Origin of the sequence: Streptomyces sp. NPDC048349 (assembly GCF_040651925.1) — a bacterium.
Taxonomy (GTDB): domain Bacteria; phylum Actinomycetota; class Actinomycetes; order Streptomycetales; family Streptomycetaceae; genus Streptomyces.
In genome coordinates, this window is sequence record NZ_JBEZLA010000100.1 from 1 (window position 1) to 15,827 (window position 15,827).

At 72.3% G+C, this 15,827-nt stretch carries 19 protein-coding genes and 1 pseudogene; 8 read left to right on the forward strand and 12 right to left on the reverse strand.

The annotated features are described in order from the left end of the window. Nucleotides 1–6: 6 nt before the first annotated feature. Nucleotides 7–903 (forward strand): ABC transporter permease, encoded by an 897-nt coding sequence (locus AB0D44_RS32595; RefSeq protein ID WP_362597991.1) that lies wholly within the window; start codon nt 7–9, stop codon nt 901–903. 101 nt (nt 904–1,004) lie between these two features. Here the strand turns inward: AB0D44_RS32595 and AB0D44_RS32600 are convergent, their stop codons facing one another. From AB0D44_RS32600 to AB0D44_RS32610, 3 genes are all read right to left on the reverse strand, one after another. Further along, nucleotides 1,005–1,451, reverse strand: a complete 447-nt coding sequence (locus AB0D44_RS32600) for a DUF2267 domain-containing protein (protein WP_362597944.1) — start codon at nt 1,449–1,451, stop codon at nt 1,005–1,007. 47 nt (nt 1,452–1,498) lie between these two features. Then, nucleotides 1,499–1,894, reverse strand: coding sequence for a DUF2267 domain-containing protein (locus tag AB0D44_RS32605; RefSeq protein WP_362597946.1), 396 nt, complete (start codon nt 1,892–1,894; stop codon nt 1,499–1,501). A gap of 143 nt (nt 1,895–2,037) precedes the next feature. Continuing rightward, nucleotides 2,038–2,472, reverse strand: a complete 435-nt coding sequence (locus AB0D44_RS32610) for an Hsp20/alpha crystallin family protein (RefSeq protein ID WP_362597948.1) — start codon at nt 2,470–2,472, stop codon at nt 2,038–2,040. 165 nt (nt 2,473–2,637) lie between these two features. On the opposite strand from AB0D44_RS32610, the gene AB0D44_RS32615 reads away from it, so the two are divergent. Further along, entirely contained in the window at nt 2,638–3,306 is a 669-nt protein-coding gene (locus tag AB0D44_RS32615; protein WP_362597951.1) for an HSP18 transcriptional regulator, read from the forward strand. 46 nt (nt 3,307–3,352) lie between these two features. On the opposite strand, the gene AB0D44_RS32620 is transcribed toward AB0D44_RS32615, so the two are convergent. The 3 genes from AB0D44_RS32620 to AB0D44_RS32630 all read right to left on the reverse strand — a co-directional run bounded on the left by AB0D44_RS32620 (nt 3,353) and on the right by AB0D44_RS32630 (nt 4,657). Then, nucleotides 3,353–3,682, reverse strand: coding sequence for a plasmid stabilization protein (locus AB0D44_RS32620; protein WP_362597954.1), 330 nt, complete (start codon nt 3,680–3,682; stop codon nt 3,353–3,355). Between the two features lie 98 nt (nt 3,683–3,780). Continuing rightward, nucleotides 3,781–4,284, reverse strand: coding sequence for a DUF5133 domain-containing protein (locus AB0D44_RS32625; RefSeq protein ID WP_362597956.1), 504 nt, complete (start codon nt 4,282–4,284; stop codon nt 3,781–3,783). 28 nt (nt 4,285–4,312) lie between these two features. Further along, entirely contained in the window at nt 4,313–4,657 is a 345-nt protein-coding gene (locus AB0D44_RS32630) for an STAS domain-containing protein (RefSeq protein ID WP_362597959.1), read from the reverse strand. A gap of 156 nt (nt 4,658–4,813) precedes the next feature. Here AB0D44_RS32630 and AB0D44_RS32635 point away from each other — a divergent pair, with 156 nt between their 5' ends. Continuing rightward, nucleotides 4,814–5,155 (forward strand): MarR family winged helix-turn-helix transcriptional regulator, encoded by a 342-nt coding sequence (locus AB0D44_RS32635; protein ID WP_362597962.1) that lies wholly within the window; start codon nt 4,814–4,816, stop codon nt 5,153–5,155. A gap of 45 nt (nt 5,156–5,200) precedes the next feature. On the opposite strand, the gene AB0D44_RS32640 is transcribed toward AB0D44_RS32635, so the two are convergent. From AB0D44_RS32640 to AB0D44_RS32650, 3 genes are all read right to left on the reverse strand, one after another. Then, on the reverse strand, nt 5,201–5,983 hold the full coding sequence (locus AB0D44_RS32640) for a lysophospholipid acyltransferase family protein (RefSeq protein WP_362597965.1): 783 nt from the start codon (nt 5,981–5,983) through the stop codon (nt 5,201–5,203). 164 nt (nt 5,984–6,147) lie between these two features. Then, nucleotides 6,148–7,653: a hypothetical protein gene (locus tag AB0D44_RS32645; protein ID WP_362597968.1), complete on the reverse strand. Its 1,506-nt coding sequence runs from the start codon at nt 7,651–7,653 to the stop codon at nt 6,148–6,150. A 19-nt stretch (nt 7,654–7,672) separates the two neighbouring features. Next, entirely contained in the window at nt 7,673–9,130 is a 1,458-nt protein-coding gene (locus AB0D44_RS32650; protein ID WP_362597971.1) for a hypothetical protein, read from the reverse strand. Nucleotides 9,131–9,477: 347 nt separating this feature from the next. Here AB0D44_RS32650 and AB0D44_RS32655 point away from each other — a divergent pair, with 347 nt between their 5' ends. Continuing rightward, nucleotides 9,478–10,377 carry an NAD-dependent protein deacetylase gene (locus AB0D44_RS32655; protein WP_362597973.1) on the forward strand — a complete coding sequence of 300 codons (900 nt, stop codon included), beginning with the start codon at nt 9,478–9,480 and terminating at the stop codon, nt 10,375–10,377. Between the two features lie 160 nt (nt 10,378–10,537). On the opposite strand, the gene AB0D44_RS32660 is transcribed toward AB0D44_RS32655, so the two are convergent. The 3 genes from AB0D44_RS32660 to AB0D44_RS32670 form a co-directional block, all read right to left on the reverse strand. Next, nucleotides 10,538–11,743 (reverse strand): aromatic acid exporter family protein, encoded by a 1,206-nt coding sequence (locus AB0D44_RS32660; protein WP_362597976.1) that lies wholly within the window; start codon nt 11,741–11,743, stop codon nt 10,538–10,540. Between the two features lie 560 nt (nt 11,744–12,303). Then, the gene (locus tag AB0D44_RS32665; protein WP_362597994.1) at nt 12,304–13,542 is read right to left on the reverse strand and encodes a geranylgeranyl reductase family protein; all 1,239 of its coding nucleotides are present in this window, start codon (nt 13,540–13,542) and stop codon (nt 12,304–12,306) included. Between the two features lie 173 nt (nt 13,543–13,715). Further along, nucleotides 13,716–14,162 carry a hypothetical protein gene (locus tag AB0D44_RS32670; RefSeq protein WP_362597979.1) on the reverse strand — a complete coding sequence of 149 codons (447 nt, stop codon included), beginning with the start codon at nt 14,160–14,162 and terminating at the stop codon, nt 13,716–13,718. Nucleotides 14,163–14,323: 161 nt separating this feature from the next. Between AB0D44_RS32670 and AB0D44_RS32675 the strand changes: the two genes are divergently transcribed. The 4 genes and pseudogenes from AB0D44_RS32675 to AB0D44_RS32690 all read left to right on the forward strand — a co-directional run. After that, nucleotides 14,324–14,497 carry a hypothetical protein gene (locus AB0D44_RS32675; protein WP_362597982.1) on the forward strand — a complete coding sequence of 58 codons (174 nt, stop codon included), beginning with the start codon at nt 14,324–14,326 and terminating at the stop codon, nt 14,495–14,497. A 162-nt stretch (nt 14,498–14,659) separates the two neighbouring features. Then, nucleotides 14,660–15,307 carry a TetR/AcrR family transcriptional regulator gene (locus AB0D44_RS32680; RefSeq protein WP_362597985.1) on the forward strand — a complete coding sequence of 216 codons (648 nt, stop codon included), beginning with the start codon at nt 14,660–14,662 and terminating at the stop codon, nt 15,305–15,307. A 136-nt stretch (nt 15,308–15,443) separates the two neighbouring features. Beyond that, nucleotides 15,444–15,707, forward strand: coding sequence for a GlsB/YeaQ/YmgE family stress response membrane protein (locus tag AB0D44_RS32685; protein ID WP_362597988.1), 264 nt, complete (start codon nt 15,444–15,446; stop codon nt 15,705–15,707). A gap of 41 nt (nt 15,708–15,748) precedes the next feature. Continuing rightward, nucleotides 15,749–15,827: pseudogene (locus tag AB0D44_RS32690) on the forward strand (50S ribosomal protein L4); the annotation flags it as partial.

The window sequence follows — 15,827 nt, forward strand, 5'->3', positions numbered from 1 at the left end:
GCCGCCATGGCCAGCACTGACACCACCCCGAAGGTCACGGCGAAGAGCGGCGACGACCTGGCCGGCCTGGAAGCCGGCCTGGACGCACTCGACGCCGTCCAGACCCACCGCACCCCGCTGCGCGAGGTCCTCACCAAGAAGGCTCTGCCCCCGGTCCTGGCCATCGGCCTGGTCCTGCTCGTCTGGCAGGTCCTCGTCGCGGCGAAGGTCACCGAACCGACCAAACTGCCCGCACTGTCCGCAGTGTGGGACAGCCTGGCCGACATGTGGCTCAAGGGCACCCTGATCGAAGTTGTGTGGACCAGCGTCTCCCGCGGTCTGTTCGGCTTCCTCCTCGCCCTGGCCATCGGCACACCGCTGGGCCTGCTCGTCGCACGCGTCACATTCGTACGCGCCGCGATCGGCCCCATCCTCCAGGGACTGCAGTCCCTGCCCTCGGTGGCCTGGGTGCCGCCGGCGGTGCTCTGGTTCGGCCTCAACGACGCCATGATGTACACCGTCATCCTGCTCGGCGCCGTCCCGTCCATCGCCAACGGCCTGGTCTCCGGCATCGACCAGATCCCCCCGCTCTACCTGCGGGCCGGCCGCACCCTGGGCGCCACCGGGCTCCTCGGCGCCCGCCACATCGTCATGCCCGCCGCCCTGCCCGGCTACCTCGCCGGCCTCAAGCAGGGCTGGGCCTTCTCCTGGCGCTCCCTGATGGCCGCCGAGATCATCGCCTCCTCCCCCGACCTCGGCCTGGGTCTCGGCCAACTCCTGGAGAACGGCCGCAACAACATCGACCTCCCCGGCGTGTTCCTCGCGATCATCCTGATCCTCGTCGTCGGCATCGCCATCGACCTGCTGATCTTCAGCCCCATCGAGCGGTGGGTGCTGCGCAGCCGCGGCCTCCTGGTCAAGTGAGTCAGAGCGACGCGGGCGGGTTCCACCTTTCACGTGCCGTACTTGGACCCGCCCCGGTTCGTACGTCGCGTACGTCGTCGCTTCCTGAAGGGCACCGACGGTCAGGCGGCCGCGGGCTGGGGCCGGCGCAGCTGCGCCTGGCCGAAGAGGAGTGCGTAGCCGTCCGGGAGCTGTTGGAGGATGCGGGCGAGGAGGTCCGGTCCGGCCAGGGAGGCGACGGCGGCGAGGACGGCGCCGGTGTCCCAGCGGGTGGTGGCCGGGGTACCGCCGGTGCGGGCGGCCAGGTCCTTGATGAACCCCCAGCCGGTGAGCTGCTCGGTGTCGGGGACGGACGCGGTCAGGACGAGGGCCGCTTCCACGGGCAGGCAGCGGGCGAGGTCGACGCGTTCGTCGCCGGTCAGCTGCCGGCCGAGGGCCGCGAGGACGGCACGGACGGCGTCCTCGGCGCGTTCGCGGGTGGGGTAGGCGCCTTCGTAGCGGACGCGTTCCAGCATCTGGTCGAACGTCATGGCGGGACGGGCCGGGTTCGGTCGAGGCTGGTCGTACATGAGGATGCGCTGGCCTTTCTCTCCGGGTCTTGGTGTGCGTGGAGTGGTCAGGTGGGCTGGGTGTGGCCGAAGAGGACGTCGTAGCCGGGAGGGAGTTGGAGGAGGATCTCCTGGGTGAGGGCGTCGCCCGCAGCGGCGGCGACGGTGGACAGGACGGCGCCGATGTCCCACAGGGCGGTCTTTTCCGTGGCGCCTTCGATCCAGGCCGCGGTCGCGCGGACGAACCGCTCGGGCGAGAGCGGCTCTTGGGCCTGCAGCGGGTTGAGCAGGATCAGGGCAAAGGCGTCGGGCAGCCGGGCCGCCAGCTGCGCCCGCACCGTGCCGACCAGGTGGGCGCCCAGCAGGGCCAGGACGACGCGGGTCACGCGCTCGGCTTCCTCACGCGTCCCGTACTCGCCGCGTTCCTGCACGTGGGCCATGAACGATTCCCGCCGCATCGGCATCACGTCACCTCCGGAAGGGAGTCCGGTGAGGGGCGGCGGAGGACCGTGCCGGAGGGGGGTCGGAGCCTGGTCCTCCGCCGCTGGCAGTGGGGCGGGGAGGACCGGTCGGATCCTCGGTCCTCCGCCGCGGCCGTGGAGGTCGCTCAGCCGGCGATCTGCTTGCGGCCGCCGGTGCCGCCAATGCTGATCTTGCGGGGCTTGGCCCGCTCGGCGATCGGGATGCGCAGGGTGAGGACACCGGCCTCGTAGTCGGCTTCGATGTGCTCGGTGTCGAGGGTGTCGGCCAGCATGATCTGGCGGGAGAAGACGCCGAGGGGGCGCTCGGAGAGCTCCATCTGCACGCCGTCCGACTTCCCGTTGGGGCGCCGCTCGGCCTTCACGGTGAGCATGTTCCGCTCGACGTCGATGTCGATGGCCTCGGTGCTGACGCCGGGAAGGTCGAAGGCGATCACGTACTCGTCGCCCTGGCGGTAGGCGTCCATCGGCATCACGGACGGCTTCGACCAGGTTCCCGACGTGCCGGAAAGCTGCTGGACGATGCGGTCCATCTCGCGGAACGGGTCGGTGCGCATCAACATCGCGAAACACCTCCAGTTGGTTCGGGCAGAAACTGCCAATGCGCTTCAACGTGCTTCCGTTGTAACATGTCATCCAACCGATGACAAGTACGGTGTCATCCAGAGGGTGACACCGGCAGAGGGCAACGAAGTGACGACGTCCGTCGGGAGAGAGTGGAGAAAGTCATGAGCGAGGCCGTCCCACAGAGCGCGCAGGTCCGCTTCCTCGCGGCCGCCGCGGCGCTGGAGACCATCGACCGGGCCGTGAGGGACGCACAGCGATCACCTGCGGGGGCCCCGCAGGGCACGGCGGCGTCCGTGCCGGACGGGGGTCCGGATCCCGCGCTGGCCGCCCTGCTCATGCTGCGCGAAGTGCGTGAGCAGCTGGCCGGCTGGGAGAGCGTCCTGATCGAGACGGCCCGCGAGCAGGGTGCGAGCTGGGCCGAGCTCGCCGGCCCCCTGGGGGTCGCCAGCCGGCAGGCCGCCGAGCGCCGCTACCTGCGGCTGCGTCCGGGCACGGCCGGCAGCACCGGCGAGCAGCGGGTCCAGGCCACCCGGGACTCGCGTGCGGCCGACCGCACCGTCCGGGCCTGGGCCCGCGGCAGCGCCGCAGAGCTGCGCCGGCTCGCCGGCCAGGTCACCGCGCTCACCGGCCTGCCCGAAAGCGCCCAGGGCGCCATCGGCGAGCTGAACCTGGCCCTGGCCGAGGACGACGCGGCCCGCCTCGTGAAGCCGTTGACCGACACGCGGCCCCATTTGCGGACCGAGGACGCCGAGCTCGCCGACCGCATCGACGCCATGACCCGTCGAGCCGACCAGCTGCGCCAGGACACCCGCGACCAGCGGAGCCCGTGATCCGCACCGGCCACGGCCTGCGGCCCCATGCCGCGCTGGGGGTAGTTCAGCGGCCGAGTGCGTTCTTGAGCTGCTGCTTCGTCATCGTCGAGCGGCCTTCGATACCGCGCTTCTTCGCCTCCTCGTACAGCTCGTCCTTGGTCCGCTCGGACGAGGAGCCGCCCCCGCCCGACCGCTCGCCGCCCCGCTGCGAGGCGGACTTGCCCTGGGTGGAGCTGCGGCCGGCCGTCTTGCTCTCCCCCGAACGCGCGCGCTCCTTGTTCACGGTGCGGGAAGCCATCTCCTTCGCACGGTCCTGCGACATACCGCGCTGCTCACCGGACTCCTTGATGTGCTCGTACTGACGCTCGCGCTTGGGGCTGGAACCTTTGGGCATGACACATCCCTTTCTCGATGCCGTCGTGTCATCGTCATGCTGTGCGCGGCCCGGGCACCCCGCATCTTTACGCGGCCAGACGAGAGTGCGCGGGGGCCTCAGCCCTGCGTGTACTGGAGCGCGTCGTGTACCGCCACGTGCGCCGAGGGCTGGGCCATGAGCACGCACAGCGTGAACAGGGAATCCTCCAGGGCCTGGCGTGCGGCGCCGTCGGTGGGGGCGGCGGCCAGACGCAGGCGGGCGTCGAAGAACCGCCCGAGGGCCTGCTCGGCGTCGTCGAGGCTCGGCAACAGGTGCGGCTCCGGGGGCGCGGGGGCGCTGTCCGGTGACTGGGCCGCCTGGACGGCCTGGCGAAGGGCCCGTTCGGCGCCGGCGGGCAGGGGCGTGCCGCGCGCCTGGGCCGCCATCGCCGTGGCGAGCGCGGTCACGGGAACGCGGGCCTGAGCGGCTGCGGTGGACAGGATCCGCTCGGCCACACGGGCCGGCGCGGGGATCCTCGCCATCAGCGTGCCCACCGCCCACGAGACGGCCTGGGGCGGGGCGGGCGTCTCGGGGAGGGGGGCCGGGGCGGGACCACGGGCGAGGGGAACTGAGGCGGTCATGGGGATCACATGCTTCCGAAGGGCGCGGTCACATGAGGGTGGGGCGGGTGCCGGTGACGTCGAGGAGCCGTCCGACCGGGCGGCTGGCGGTGGTCACACGGAGGGGCCGGCGGGTCTGGTCGGCGATGCTGCGAGCGGCCAGGAGCGCGTTGAGGCCGGCGCAGTCACAGAAGCCGACGCCGTGGAGGTCCACGGCGATGGCGCCCCGGTAGATGGTCAGGGCGGCCACGAGCGCTTCGCGCAGATGTCCGGCGGTATGGAGGTCGACCTCGCCGCTGACCGTGACCTCTGCGGATCCGCACGGCCCCGGGGTCACACTGATCTGCACGTCGGGCACACCGGCCTGGCGGTCGCACTCCATGGTCTGGGTCATGTCTGCCTCTCCGCTCGACCTGGCGCTTCCGCTCCTCTCCGCACCTCTGCGTCTCGTCTGCCTTTGCCGGCTGCTAACAGCATGGCACCGACCAGACGTACGTCAAGAATGACCTGAAAATAGGACATACGCTCCAAGATTTGGCAGGCTGAAGTCATGGGCGACGAAACACTCCCCCGGGCGCCATGGACGTTCCTGACCAGCCACGCACGCGTCCTCCTGGCCCTCTCCCGCAACCCGGGCGCTCGGCTGCGGGACGTCGCCGACACCTGTGTACTGACCGAGCGGACGGTCCAGTCGATCGTGTCCGACCTCGAGGAGGGCGGGTACCTCACCCGGGTCCGCGTGGGCCGCCGCAACCACTACCGCATCACCCCCAGCGCCACGTTCCGCCACCCGGCCGAAGCGGGCCGCGACATCGCGGGCCTCCTGGCCCTCTTCACCGAGGACCCCCCGAGAACACGCATCCTCTCCACCCCGGACCACGCCCGCGCCTGACCGCCCGACCCTGCCCGGCGGGGCTGGGCCAGGTCGTCGCGGGCGTCAGTCGAAGAGGTTCTCCCGCTCCGCCAGCTCGCGGTCGATCAGCTCCTGGACGGCGGTGCGCGTGGTCTCGCTGAGGGTCCGGGCGGCGTCCCGGCGGGCGGCCAGGCCCTCCGGACGGGCCGGCGCCGGGATCGGTTCCCCGATGGTGATCGTCCAGTTGGACGGCAGCGGGAACGGCGTGGTGACCGGGAAGTACGGCACGCCGAGGATCCGGGCGAGGGTCGGCACCTCGCCGAGCTTCGGGCAGGCCTCTTCCGCGCCGACGATCCCGACGGGCACGACCGGGGCGCCCGAGCGGATGGCGGCCACCGCGAAGCCGGGGCTGAAGGACCGCAGGCGGTACCGCTCGGTGAAGGGTTTCTCCAGGCCGGCGATGCCCTCCGGGTACACCCCGACGAGCCGGCCCGCGTTGAGGTGGTCGATGCCTGCCGTCGGACCGATGGGGAGTGCACCGTTGCGGCGCGCGTGCCGCCCCAGGATCGGGGTGCGGAACACGAACGGCGCCGCGAGGAAGCGGACACGCCGGTCCAGGGCTCTGCCCAGGACCTTGTCCAGTACGAACGCGTCGAGACCCCAGGCGCCGGAGTGGTTGACGGCGATCACGGCCGGACCCTCGGCGGGGATGTTCTCCAGACCGAGCGCAACCACCCGGAAGTAGTCGTCGACGAGCCAGTCGAGCAGGCGGTCCCACGCCACGCCCCCGGCTTCGCCGAGCAACCGCTTGACGGAGCTCAGCTCCGCCCCGGTCGCCTTGATCATCTCGGCCACGCTGTCCTTCACGATCGGACCTCCCTCTCACATCGCACGTCAATCGACCAGGTGTCGGCGCCACGGCTCTCCGCCGGTTCAACGGCCGTGAGGTCTGTTGATCACGGCCGTTCGGAACACAACCGCGTGATCCGTTCGTTCGAGGCCAGGGCGGGAGCGGCCCCCGCCTGCCGGGATCAGCCCGCCAGCCACCTCGCGGCACGCCGTACGTCCGCGGCCGCCCTCGAGCACCGCTCGGCGTGCTCCAGCAGGACCATGCGGAAGCGTTCCCCGGCCTCGCTCCCGTTCCAGCCGGTGTCGGCGGCGCAGGCGGAGAGGCTCTCGGCGTGCCGTTCCAGCCGGTCGGCGCCGCCGTGCGCCCGCGCGCCGTACCCGGACAACGGCGCGGCCGTCGACGGATCGGCCACCGACGGCGCACGCGACCCGTCCGGCGTGCCCCCGCTGCCTGGGGACGGGGCGAGGGCCAGGACCAGGGTCCGGTGATCGAGGGTGTCCGGCAGCCGGTCCCCGGTGATCCGCGGAGCGAGGAGCACGGGGCGCACGTCGGCCGCGATCCCGCGGACGACTTCCCGGCAGACCAGCGCGGCGAACCGTGCGGCGGCGCAGCCCGACGGGTTCGCGCACAGCGACCATGCCGGATCCGTACGCCCGCCGTCCGCGCGCGGTCCCAGCAGCGACGGGAGGTAGAGGATGTCCTCACCGGCTCCGACGGCCGTGCCATGGGCTTCGAGCGGCGCACGGACCGGGTACACGACGGCGGGCAGCGGCGGATACCGGTCCAGGGCCAGCTCCACGGCCCCGTCGGCCGGCGTCACGGCGCCCGCCCCGCCTGTACTCGCCCCCGTATCCGGTCCGGAGGCGACGGCACCTGCACCGAGCAGGGCCAGGGCGTGGAGCGCCGACGTGCCGACGGCCGTCGATACCAGGGCCAGCGCATGCGCGACGGACAGGTACGTCTCCGGGGCGCCCTCGCCCCGGGCCGCCAGCCGAGCGGTCAGCGAGCCGGGCTCGGGGTCTGCCACGTACGGTGCCAGGCGCCAGCGTACAGCCGCCGCCCGTGCCTCGTCCGTACGACCGGCCGCGGCGCCCACGCCCGCGTCCGCCGCCGTGACCAGTTCGCTCAGCAGGGTGTCGTCGATGGCGCAGGCCCCCAGCACGACGTGCCGGCTCAGCCGCAGCATGGTGGCCTGCCAGTGGTCCCGGTCCAGGGTTCCGTCCTCCCGCCGGGCTCCGCTCACCCGAACCAGGTGCTGGGACACGCGGGCGCTGAGCCCGTCGCGTTCGTCCTGCGTCAGGACGTCCCACGCGCCCGTTGGCGCCGCGTGCGGGGACAGTGCGTACCGGCTCCCGTCGGCGGCGAGACCGGAGGCGGTTCCCAGCGCCCCCGCGCCGTCGGCCCCGGTCAGCAGGCTTTCGGCGTCCGCCCGCGTCAGCGGCACGAGGAAGGTGCCGAAGGGCGTGCGCAGCCGCACCGGGCGCCCGTCCCGCCCGCCGCGCAGGTGGGCCACCAGGCGGCGTGTCAGTCCTTCGCGGGTGAGTGCGTCCAGACCGAGCGCGCGGGCGGGCAGGTCCGCCCATGGCAGGCGCTGGGCCACCAGTGCGGTGCTGAACAGGACGTTTTCCAGCGGCCAGGCCGTTTCGGGCCGCGACGCCGTCGTGGCCGTGCCGTGGGCTTCGGTCATCGGTCGGTCTCCCTCGTGGTCACTTGTCGCGGAGCATGTACGGCTGGTTCTCGACGACGTCACCGTCGTAGATCTTGATCAGTTCGTTCACCCGGTCCCGGTGGTGCGCCATGTCCCCGCGGAGGGTGTCGGAGTACGCCTGCGGCGCGTGCGAGAGGGGGTAGTCGTAGGACTCGTCCAGCCAGGTCAGTTCGACCCAGTGGGCGGGGATGTCGTTGGGGGAGGCGGGCCCGCGCCCGTCGAGCATCGGGATCACGTCGTGCTTGTTGACCAGGCTGATCACCTGGGTGGTGTGGTCGGCCGGGCGCTTGTTGTCGATGGGAGAGCCGAGCGTGACCACGTGGGTGATCCGGTAGGTGGACGCCAGCTCCACGTCCATCGCCAGGTTCATCGCCGTCAGCCCGCCCAGGCTGTGCCCGACGAGCATCAGCTCCGACCCGGCCGGCAGCCCCGCCCGCCGCAGTAGCTTCCGCGCGGCGCGCGTGTAGGTCGTGTCGGAGCGCAGGCACCCGTCGAAGGCGCCGATCAGGTCCTGCGGGGTGCTGTTGCTCGGCAGGACGAAGCTCGTACCGGGCAGCAGCAGTACGTACCTGACCTGGCCGTCGGCGCATTCGACGCGCCGCAGCAGCGCCAGCCCGTGGTTGCCGAGCGCGCCGATGTCGTTGATGTAGCTGACGATGTCGTTGCGGGACGTCCCCAGGACCTTCGCCAGGATGGCGTCCGGCTCGACCCGCTCTGCGCGGCCGGGGCCGGGGTTGAGGTAGCGGAGCACCGAACTGGGCAGCCCGAAGAAGGGATCCGTGTCCGGTACGCCGCCGCCGAGCGTCACCCAGGAAAAGCTGTCGTTGACCGGATTTTCGTCGAGCAGCCCCAGCAGCGCCAACAACTCCATGATCACGGGGCTGACGGTCGTCAGGGCGCGGGTCACGCCCAGCCGCTCGACCAGTGCGTGCAGCGCCTTCAGCGCCTCCCACCGGTTCCCCTCCACCATGGCGTCGGTGAGCCGTCGCGCCAGGGGCGAGTCGAGGTTCGGATGCTCGACCGCCGCTGCCTCGATCCGCAGGGCGAAGGCGTCCACCGCCATGGTCACCGCGGCGGGGCGGCGGTAGGTCATGCTCCCGGCCATCCGGGCCAGTTCCCCGACAAGTCCGCCGTTCGGGCCGAACCCGAGCCCCGACGGGTTGGTGAGCGCCTTCGCGCAGGACACCGCCGTTCCGAGCGCCCATCCGGGACTGCGCAGGGCGGCCAGCCCGAACCGCCAACTGCTCAACGCCCCGGTCAGCTCGCCACCCGCCCGCTTCGCGGTGAGGGCGGCGTCCGCCAGCAGCACTGACGCGGCGCGCAGGAGCTCCGCCTCGGGTCCCGGCGCCGCGGGCCCGGCGGCGGTGGTGACGGTGGCGCCGCCGAGCGTGTCAACGGGCGGCCTGGACTGCCCCGGAATGGGCTGAGCTGCTTCATCGACCCTTTGAGGCGTCACGGGCCTCCCTCTCATCGCCGTGCGGTTTCACCGCGTTGCGCCCTTTTCGCCAGGCATGCTGGCATCGAAAACGGGCCACTTCGCGCACGCGGGAGGTCGAACGACATGCGGCCACGGGCCCCGGACCTCGGACAGCCCCCGCTGAAGGCCCCTTTCGGGCCCGATTCCCGGGGGCGCCGGACGGGTACCGCCCCGTCGCGCCCGCGCAGCGGGATTCGCCGGATCGGAGGGTGAGCAGCGGATCATGGTGTTGACGCGGCCCCGCCGGGCCCTCCAGCCGGGCGGCGGCGGGTGGGGGCCTGGTCCCAGCCCGTGCCGGTGTCCTTCCCGTTCCGTACGCTGGCGGCATGCGCATGCGCCCCACTCTGAGCTGGACCCCCACCGAGGACCTGCGGCCCGGTACCACGGATCCGGGGCCGATCGCCGATGCGCTGAGGACCGGCGGTGTGCTGGTGCTCAGCGGGGCGGGCATGTCCACGGAGTCCGGCATCCCCGACTACCGGGGTGAGGGCGGGAGCCTGAGCCGGCACACCCCGATGACCTACCAGGAGTTCACGGCCAGTGCCCGGGCCCGGCGCCGGTACTGGGCGCGCAGTCACCTCGGCTGGCGCACGTTCGGCCGCGCCCGGCCCAATGCCGGGCACGGCGCCGTGGCGGCGTTCGGGCGGCACGGGCTGCTCTCGGGTGTGATCACCCAGAACGTGGACGGCCTGCACCAGGCCGCCGGCAGCGAGGGCGTGGTGGAACTGCACGGGAGCCTCGGCCGGGTCGTCTGCCTGGCCTGCGGCGCCGTCAGTCCGCGTCGTGAGCTCGCCCGTCGGCTGGAAGAGGCCAATGCGGGCTTCGAACCGGTGGCCGCGGGCCTCAACCCGGACGGTGACGCCGATCTCACCGACGAGCAGGTCGGGGACTTCCGCGTGGTGCCCTGCTCGGAGTGTGGCGGCATCCTCAAGCCGGACGTGGTGTTCTTCGGCGAAGCCGTTCCGCCGCGGCGGGTCGAGCACTGCCGTGCGCTGGTCGGCGGGGCGACCTCGCTGCTGGTCCTTGGCTCCTCGTTGACGGTGATGTCCGGGCTCCGGTTCGTCCGGCAGGCGGCGCAGGCCGGCAAGCCCGTGTTGATCGTCAATCGCGATCCGACCCGCGGCGACCGGCACGCCGTCACCCGGGTCGCCCTCCCCCTGGGGACGACCCTCACCGCACTGGCCGCGCACCTGGGCGTCCCCGTCGACGGCCGCGCGACGACCTGAACGGGGCACGGCCGTACGGCCGGGGCGAGACGGTCAGGCCGGCCGCCGCGGTTCGGCCCGGTTGCCGTCGGGATCGGTGACCCGGCCGAAGCGGCCGGCCCCCTCCGCGCCTTGCGCGTCCCCGGCCACGCCGGGGGGTCTTACGCGGTCTTACGCGGTCTTACGCGGACGGCCGCTCACGGTCGGAGCGGCGGCGGCGCAGGCGCCCGCGCAGGCGGCCGGTGCGCCGGCTGCGGGTGTGGTGGTCCAGTTCCTCCAGCAGGCGCTGGGACCGCTTGTCCACGCCCAGTTCGTCGAGGACCCGGTCGATCTCCGCGAGCAGGGCGCCGTGCAACTGCCACTGGGCCGGGTCCTCGCCGACGTCGGCGAGCAGCAGGTCCGCGAGCCGGTCGCGGTTGGCCCGGGCCACGGCCAGCTCCCCCGTCAGGCGGGCCTCGGCCTCTTCCGCGTTGGCGCTGACCTGCGCGGTGATCAGCTGCGCGAAGCTCTCCACGGCGATGGCGGTGTGCATGAGGACCTGCCGCAGCGCGACCGTGGTCTGCGGTGCGAAGAGCGGGCCGTCGGGGCGCGCCCTGGCCAGGTCCGTCAGCGTCCGGCAGGCCACGCGCAGGACGACCGCACAGATCTCCAGGGTGTCCAGGCCCGTCCGCAGCACCAGCCGGAAGAGCAGTCCCTCCTTGACCCGCGGATTGAAGCGGAGGCTGTCCTCGGCCTGCCGCAGGGCCGCGTCGACCTGCGCGATGTCGTTGTCGAGCCGCCGTGCCTCGTGCAGCCGGGCCGCGGCCTGCTCCACCTTGCCGGTTCCGAGGGATTCCTCGCCGAGGTGGTTCAGGAGCCGGCTCATGCGCGTGGCGAGGTCGGTGATCGCGGCCCCTGCCGGGCCGACCCAGACGGGCGGTGCGACGAGCAGGTTGACCAGCAGTCCGACCGCCGCGCCGATGAGCGTCTCCAGGACCCGGTCCCAGGCGGTGTCCGCGACCTGGGTGACGCCGAGGACGAGCATCGCGCTGATCGCGACCTCGGGGACGAACTCGTCGACCCGGACCAGGTGCCCCACCACCAGTGAAGCCAGGATGAGCAGGCCGAGGCTCCACCAGGTGAGGCCCACCAGCACGCTGAAGCCGATCGCGATCAGGACGCCGACGACGACGGAGTTCACCCTGCGGATGCTGGTGGTCAACGTCGAGTAGAGGGTGACCTGGACGACGAGCAGGGCGGTCAGCGGTGCGGTCAGCGGGTTGGGCTCGCTGCTGAGGCGGAGCGCGACGACGTAGCTGAGGACGGCCGCCGCGGTGGACCGCAGGGCCTGGACCGCGACGGGCTCGCGGCGGCGGTGAGCGATACGGGCGGCGAGGCCACTGATCATTTCCGGCATACCTGCCCGCATTCCCCTGGCGGAGCCGGGTGACGCGGTGCGGGCGGTATTCGACACTTCGGCCACGACGAAGCACACGCATGAGCGCGCTCGGCGCTCTGCCGGACGGGCTGCGGGGCCTTCAGCGGGGTGCCGGCCGACCGCACACGGGCGGGACGGTCCCGGCGGCCGCGGCAGCGGGAGAACGGCAGGTCAGCGGGGGCGACCGAGCGGGCCGTGGGGGCGCGGTCCCGGCATACCCCGGCGCGTGGCGGGCAGGAGGGGCAGGGGCAGTAGATACTCGGAGACACTCGTGAAGGCCTTGAAACGGCAGCTGCGCAGGAGGAGATGGCGGCGTCGGGCCCTGCGGTGGACGCCTCGATCCCTCGTCCACCGCTTGTTGGGCCGACTGGCGGTGTGGGGTGCGCGGGCCACGATGTGGGGCGTGCGACTGGCCCTGCGGCGCTTCCTGCGCGCCGTGTTGCCCCGCGCACCCTGGACGCTCGTTACCGGATAGGGCGCTTCCGCTCCGCTCACCCACGGCCGGTGCGCGCCGCCCGTTCCCGGTGCCGTCAGCGCCGCGGGGCCGGCACGAGGCGCATCAGTGCGTGCAGGACGGCGTCGATGCCGTCCTGGGACGGTTCGGCGGTGACGTGCGTGAGCAGGCGGGCCAGGGCACGCAGCAAGGGTGGCGAGGCCATGACGCGGGGATGGAGGAGCGGCCGGAACCCGTACCGGGCGAAGACGAGGTCACCCGCGAGATTGCCCAGCCGGTAGTAGCGCCCCCAACGGCGCCGGATCTCGGCCGGGTACTGGTGCAGCGCGTGCTCCCGTCGCGGCCCGGACGGCCGTGCCAGGCCCAGGGCGATGGTCTCCGCGGCCACCTCGGCGGCTTCCATCGCCTGGGCGATGCCTTCGCCGCTCCACGGGCTGACCATGCCCGCGCTGTCCCCGACCAGCACCAGTCCCCGGCGGTACTGCGGGCGGCGGTTCAACCCCATCGGCAGCGGGGCGCTGCGCAGCGGCGAGACGGCGTTCTCCTCCTCGATCCCCCACTCCGCGGGCAGGCGGGGCAGCCAGTGGTCCAGGGCCGCCCGCAGATCCACGGGGCGCCGCCGCGGCAGGGCGCCGAGGCCCACGTTGACCCTCCCGTCCCCGAGCGGGAACACCCAGCCGTACCCGGGCAGGTCCAATCCCGAGCGCGGGCAGCGCAGGTCCGCCCACAGTTCCAGGTACGGGTCGTCCGTGCGGGCCTCGCTGCGGTAGTAGCGGCGGGCCGCTGCCGCGACCGGCCGGCTGGCGTCCCGTACGAGCCCCAGGGCCATGGCGGTCCGCGCGGAGGCACCGTCGGCCGCGACGACGAGCGGCGCCCGGTAGCGGACCGGCTCCCGGTCCGGCCCCCGGGAGGCGCTCACTCCCGTGATGTGTCCCGCCCGGTCGGTCAACGGGGCCGTCACCTTCACCTCGGTGCGCAGCCGCGCGCCGGCGGTTTGGGCGTGCGCCACCAGCAGGTGGTCGAAGTCGTGCCGGCTGCGCGTGAGCCCGAAGTCGGGGAGGCTGCCCAGGCGCGGCCAGTCCAGCTCCACCTGGTTGCCGTCGCACACCCACCGCATGCCGCGGTTGCGCATCCAGCCCGGAGCGCTGATGTCCACCCCCATCCGCACCAGGTGGGCCACCGCACGCGGTGTCAGTCCGTCGCCGCACACCTTTTCGCGGGGGAAGCCGCTCTTCTCCAGGAGCAGTACGTCCAGCCCCGCCCGCGCCAGGTGCACGGCGGCGGCGGAACCGGCCGGTCCCGCCCCCACGACAATGACCTGCGCCTCCTCGTCGCCCCCGCCCTCCGGCGCCGGCGAGCTGCTGTGGGTGGGGGCGTACTCGCCCGGTGCGCCATCACGCTGGGTGCTCACGCTCTCACTATGCCGCGTCCGCGGGCATCGACCCGTAAGGCTCGCTCGCCCCCTCCTCCCGCGCCCCCGCGCCGGCTTCACTCCACGATCACGATCACGATCGGGTGGGGCGTGGCTCCCGGCGGGTGGAGGGAAGCATCCGCTTGGTCTTCCGCGGTCTGCTTCCCCACGCGCACGTACGCGGCCTTCGCGGCCCAGGAACCGAGATCGGCGGTGTCCGCGCCGTATTCCTGCCAGGTCCTGCCCCGTTCTCCCTCGCCGGTGACGCCCGGGTCGGGTTTCGATTCCCACACGGTGACGGTGGTGACCCAGTGCAGTTCCTGCCGGAACGGGTCCTCGGGGTCGGCGGGCACGGTCGGGGCCCGCAGGGATCCGAGCCCGCTCAGGCCGAGACGGGCGAGCGAGTACACCACCGCTCCCCCGCCTTCGTCCCCTTCGTCGGGCGGGACCGTGACAGCGGTCCCCCCGTAGTGCGTCGCCTCGTACAGCGTCGCCGCGATCACCGGGTCCCTGGTGCCTGTCATCACTGCCTCACCCGCCTGACCGGCCTCTTCCCCGCCACGGCGGCCCTCACGCGCCGACCCTGCGTGCGAGGACCCGTTCGCCGCGCGAGTGCGGCTCCCGGGACTGCCTGATTCCCGCGGCCGCGGGTAGACGCATGGACGCATACGGGAAGGGTGCGGACATGAGTACCAGCGAGAAATTGATGGCCAAGGCGGAGCAAGTGATCGGGAAGGCTGTCAGGAAGGCGGCGCATGCCCTTGGGAACGAAACCACTGCCGCCAAGGGCGCGGCTCTGGAGGCCCGCGGCAAGGGCCGCGCGATGAAGGAGAAGGGCAAGGACACTTTCAAGCCCTGACCCCACGGAGACCGGCTCGGCCCGTTTGCGGGATGCGAGGGAATCTCGCGTCGGCGGCAGCCCGTAACGGAAGTGAAACCCGGGGACGGTTTCGATGAGGAGCGGGAACTACAGCCTCCCCTTCGCGAGCGATAGGGTATTACTCGCGAGGAGGAGGCTGTCATGGGTGACGCTGCGACAACCCCCCGCGAGCGATATCGTCGGCAGGTGCGCGCGGAGATCAAGGACAGAGCGTGGGAGCAGATCGCCGTTGCAGGGGCGTCAGCGGTTTCCCTGAATGCGATCGCCAAGCACATGGGTTTGAGCGGGGCTGCGCTCTACCGGTATTTCACGAGCCGCGACGAATTGCTCGCCGAACTCGTCCGTGACGCATATCAGAGCCTGGTCAGCACGTTCCGGGCGGTTGCCGCGCGGGGAGACGGCGGCCTTCCCGGCCTGGCCCACGCGCTGCGCGCATGGGCTCTGGACGACCCGCAGCGGTACTTCCTCGTCTACGGCACGCCCGTTCCCGGCTATCGCACTCCCGCCGATGTGTCCGTCATCGCGGCGGAGATCATGGGGATCCTCCTCGATGCCTGCACCGCATTGCCCGCGGATGCTCCCGTGACGCCTTTCGAGACGCATCTGGAGGCCCACTGGACGGGCCCGGCCGGGCATCTCGCGCCGCCCGGGGCCCTGCACCTGGCCGTCTCCTTCTGGTCCCGGATGCACGGCGTCCTGTCCATGGAGCTGGGCGGCCATTTCGCCGGAGTGGGGTTCGATCCCGCCCTGCTCTTCCAATCCGAGCTGGACGTACTGGCGGCCCGCTGACCGAGCGACGCAGCCCGCCCGGAACGGCGCCCGGCCCCGGCCGTCGGGAGCGCCCAACCGGCGTGGTCCCGGGGTTTGGAATGCGGCAGGCGGGCAGAACCCCTGTGCAAGTCTTTATTGCGAGAAGAGGCGCGTCATGGGCATCATCGGCTGGATTCTGATGGGACTCATCGCCGGAATCATCGCGAAGTTCCTGATGCCGGGCCGCGACCCCGGCGGGTGCATCGTCACGCCCCTCATCGGCATTGCCGGCGGAGTTCTGGGCGGATGGCTCGGCAAGGTCATTTTCGGTGTCGACTCCATTGACGGCTTCTTCGAGATCTCCACATGGATCGCCGCTATCGTCGGCTCCCTGATCCTGCTGGCCGTCTACCGATTGGTGGTGCGCGCCAGGGACTGAGCCTGCGGCGGTGCACCGAGGGCGCCCACGGCCGGCAGTGAGCCGGCCGTGCCCCCAAGAAGATGAAGGTCGCCGCCCTCCGCGGTGCCCTCTCGGACCGTGCGCGTCACTCCCGCATCC

Bases quoted from the DNA above. Each gene is read 5' to 3' on its own strand.
- AB0D44_RS32675 (WP_362597982.1), top strand. From the start codon at position 14,324: ATGAGTACCAGCGAGAAATTGATGGCCAAGGCGGAGCAAGTGATCGGG.
- AB0D44_RS32595 (WP_362597991.1), top strand. From the start codon at position 7: ATGGCCAGCACTGACACCACCCCGAAGGTCACGGCGAAGAGCGGCGAC.
- AB0D44_RS32615 (WP_362597951.1), top strand. From the start codon at position 2,638: ATGAGCGAGGCCGTCCCACAGAGCGCGCAGGTCCGCTTCCTCGCGGCC.
- AB0D44_RS32610 (WP_362597948.1), bottom strand. From the start codon at position 2,472: ATGTTGATGCGCACCGACCCGTTCCGCGAGATGGACCGCATCGTCCAG.
- AB0D44_RS32635 (WP_362597962.1), top strand. From the start codon at position 4,814: ATGGGCGACGAAACACTCCCCCGGGCGCCATGGACGTTCCTGACCAGC.
- AB0D44_RS32600 (WP_362597944.1), bottom strand. From the start codon at position 1,451: ATGTACGACCAGCCTCGACCGAACCCGGCCCGTCCCGCCATGACGTTC.
- AB0D44_RS32680 (WP_362597985.1), top strand. From the start codon at position 14,660: ATGGGTGACGCTGCGACAACCCCCCGCGAGCGATATCGTCGGCAGGTG.
- AB0D44_RS32670 (WP_362597979.1), bottom strand. From the start codon at position 14,162: ATGACAGGCACCAGGGACCCGGTGATCGCGGCGACGCTGTACGAGGCG.
- AB0D44_RS32645 (WP_362597968.1), bottom strand. From the start codon at position 7,653: ATGACCGAAGCCCACGGCACGGCCACGACGGCGTCGCGGCCCGAAACG.
- AB0D44_RS32605 (WP_362597946.1), bottom strand. From the start codon at position 1,894: ATGCCGATGCGGCGGGAATCGTTCATGGCCCACGTGCAGGAACGCGGC.
- AB0D44_RS32620 (WP_362597954.1), bottom strand. From the start codon at position 3,682: ATGCCCAAAGGTTCCAGCCCCAAGCGCGAGCGTCAGTACGAGCACATC.
- AB0D44_RS32685 (WP_362597988.1), top strand. From the start codon at position 15,444: ATGGGCATCATCGGCTGGATTCTGATGGGACTCATCGCCGGAATCATC.
- AB0D44_RS32625 (WP_362597956.1), bottom strand. From the start codon at position 4,284: ATGACCGCCTCAGTTCCCCTCGCCCGTGGTCCCGCCCCGGCCCCCCTC.
- AB0D44_RS32660 (WP_362597976.1), bottom strand. From the start codon at position 11,743: ATGATCAGTGGCCTCGCCGCCCGTATCGCTCACCGCCGCCGCGAGCCC.
- AB0D44_RS32630 (WP_362597959.1), bottom strand. From the start codon at position 4,657: ATGACCCAGACCATGGAGTGCGACCGCCAGGCCGGTGTGCCCGACGTG.
- AB0D44_RS32655 (WP_362597973.1), top strand. From the start codon at position 9,478: ATGCGCATGCGCCCCACTCTGAGCTGGACCCCCACCGAGGACCTGCGG.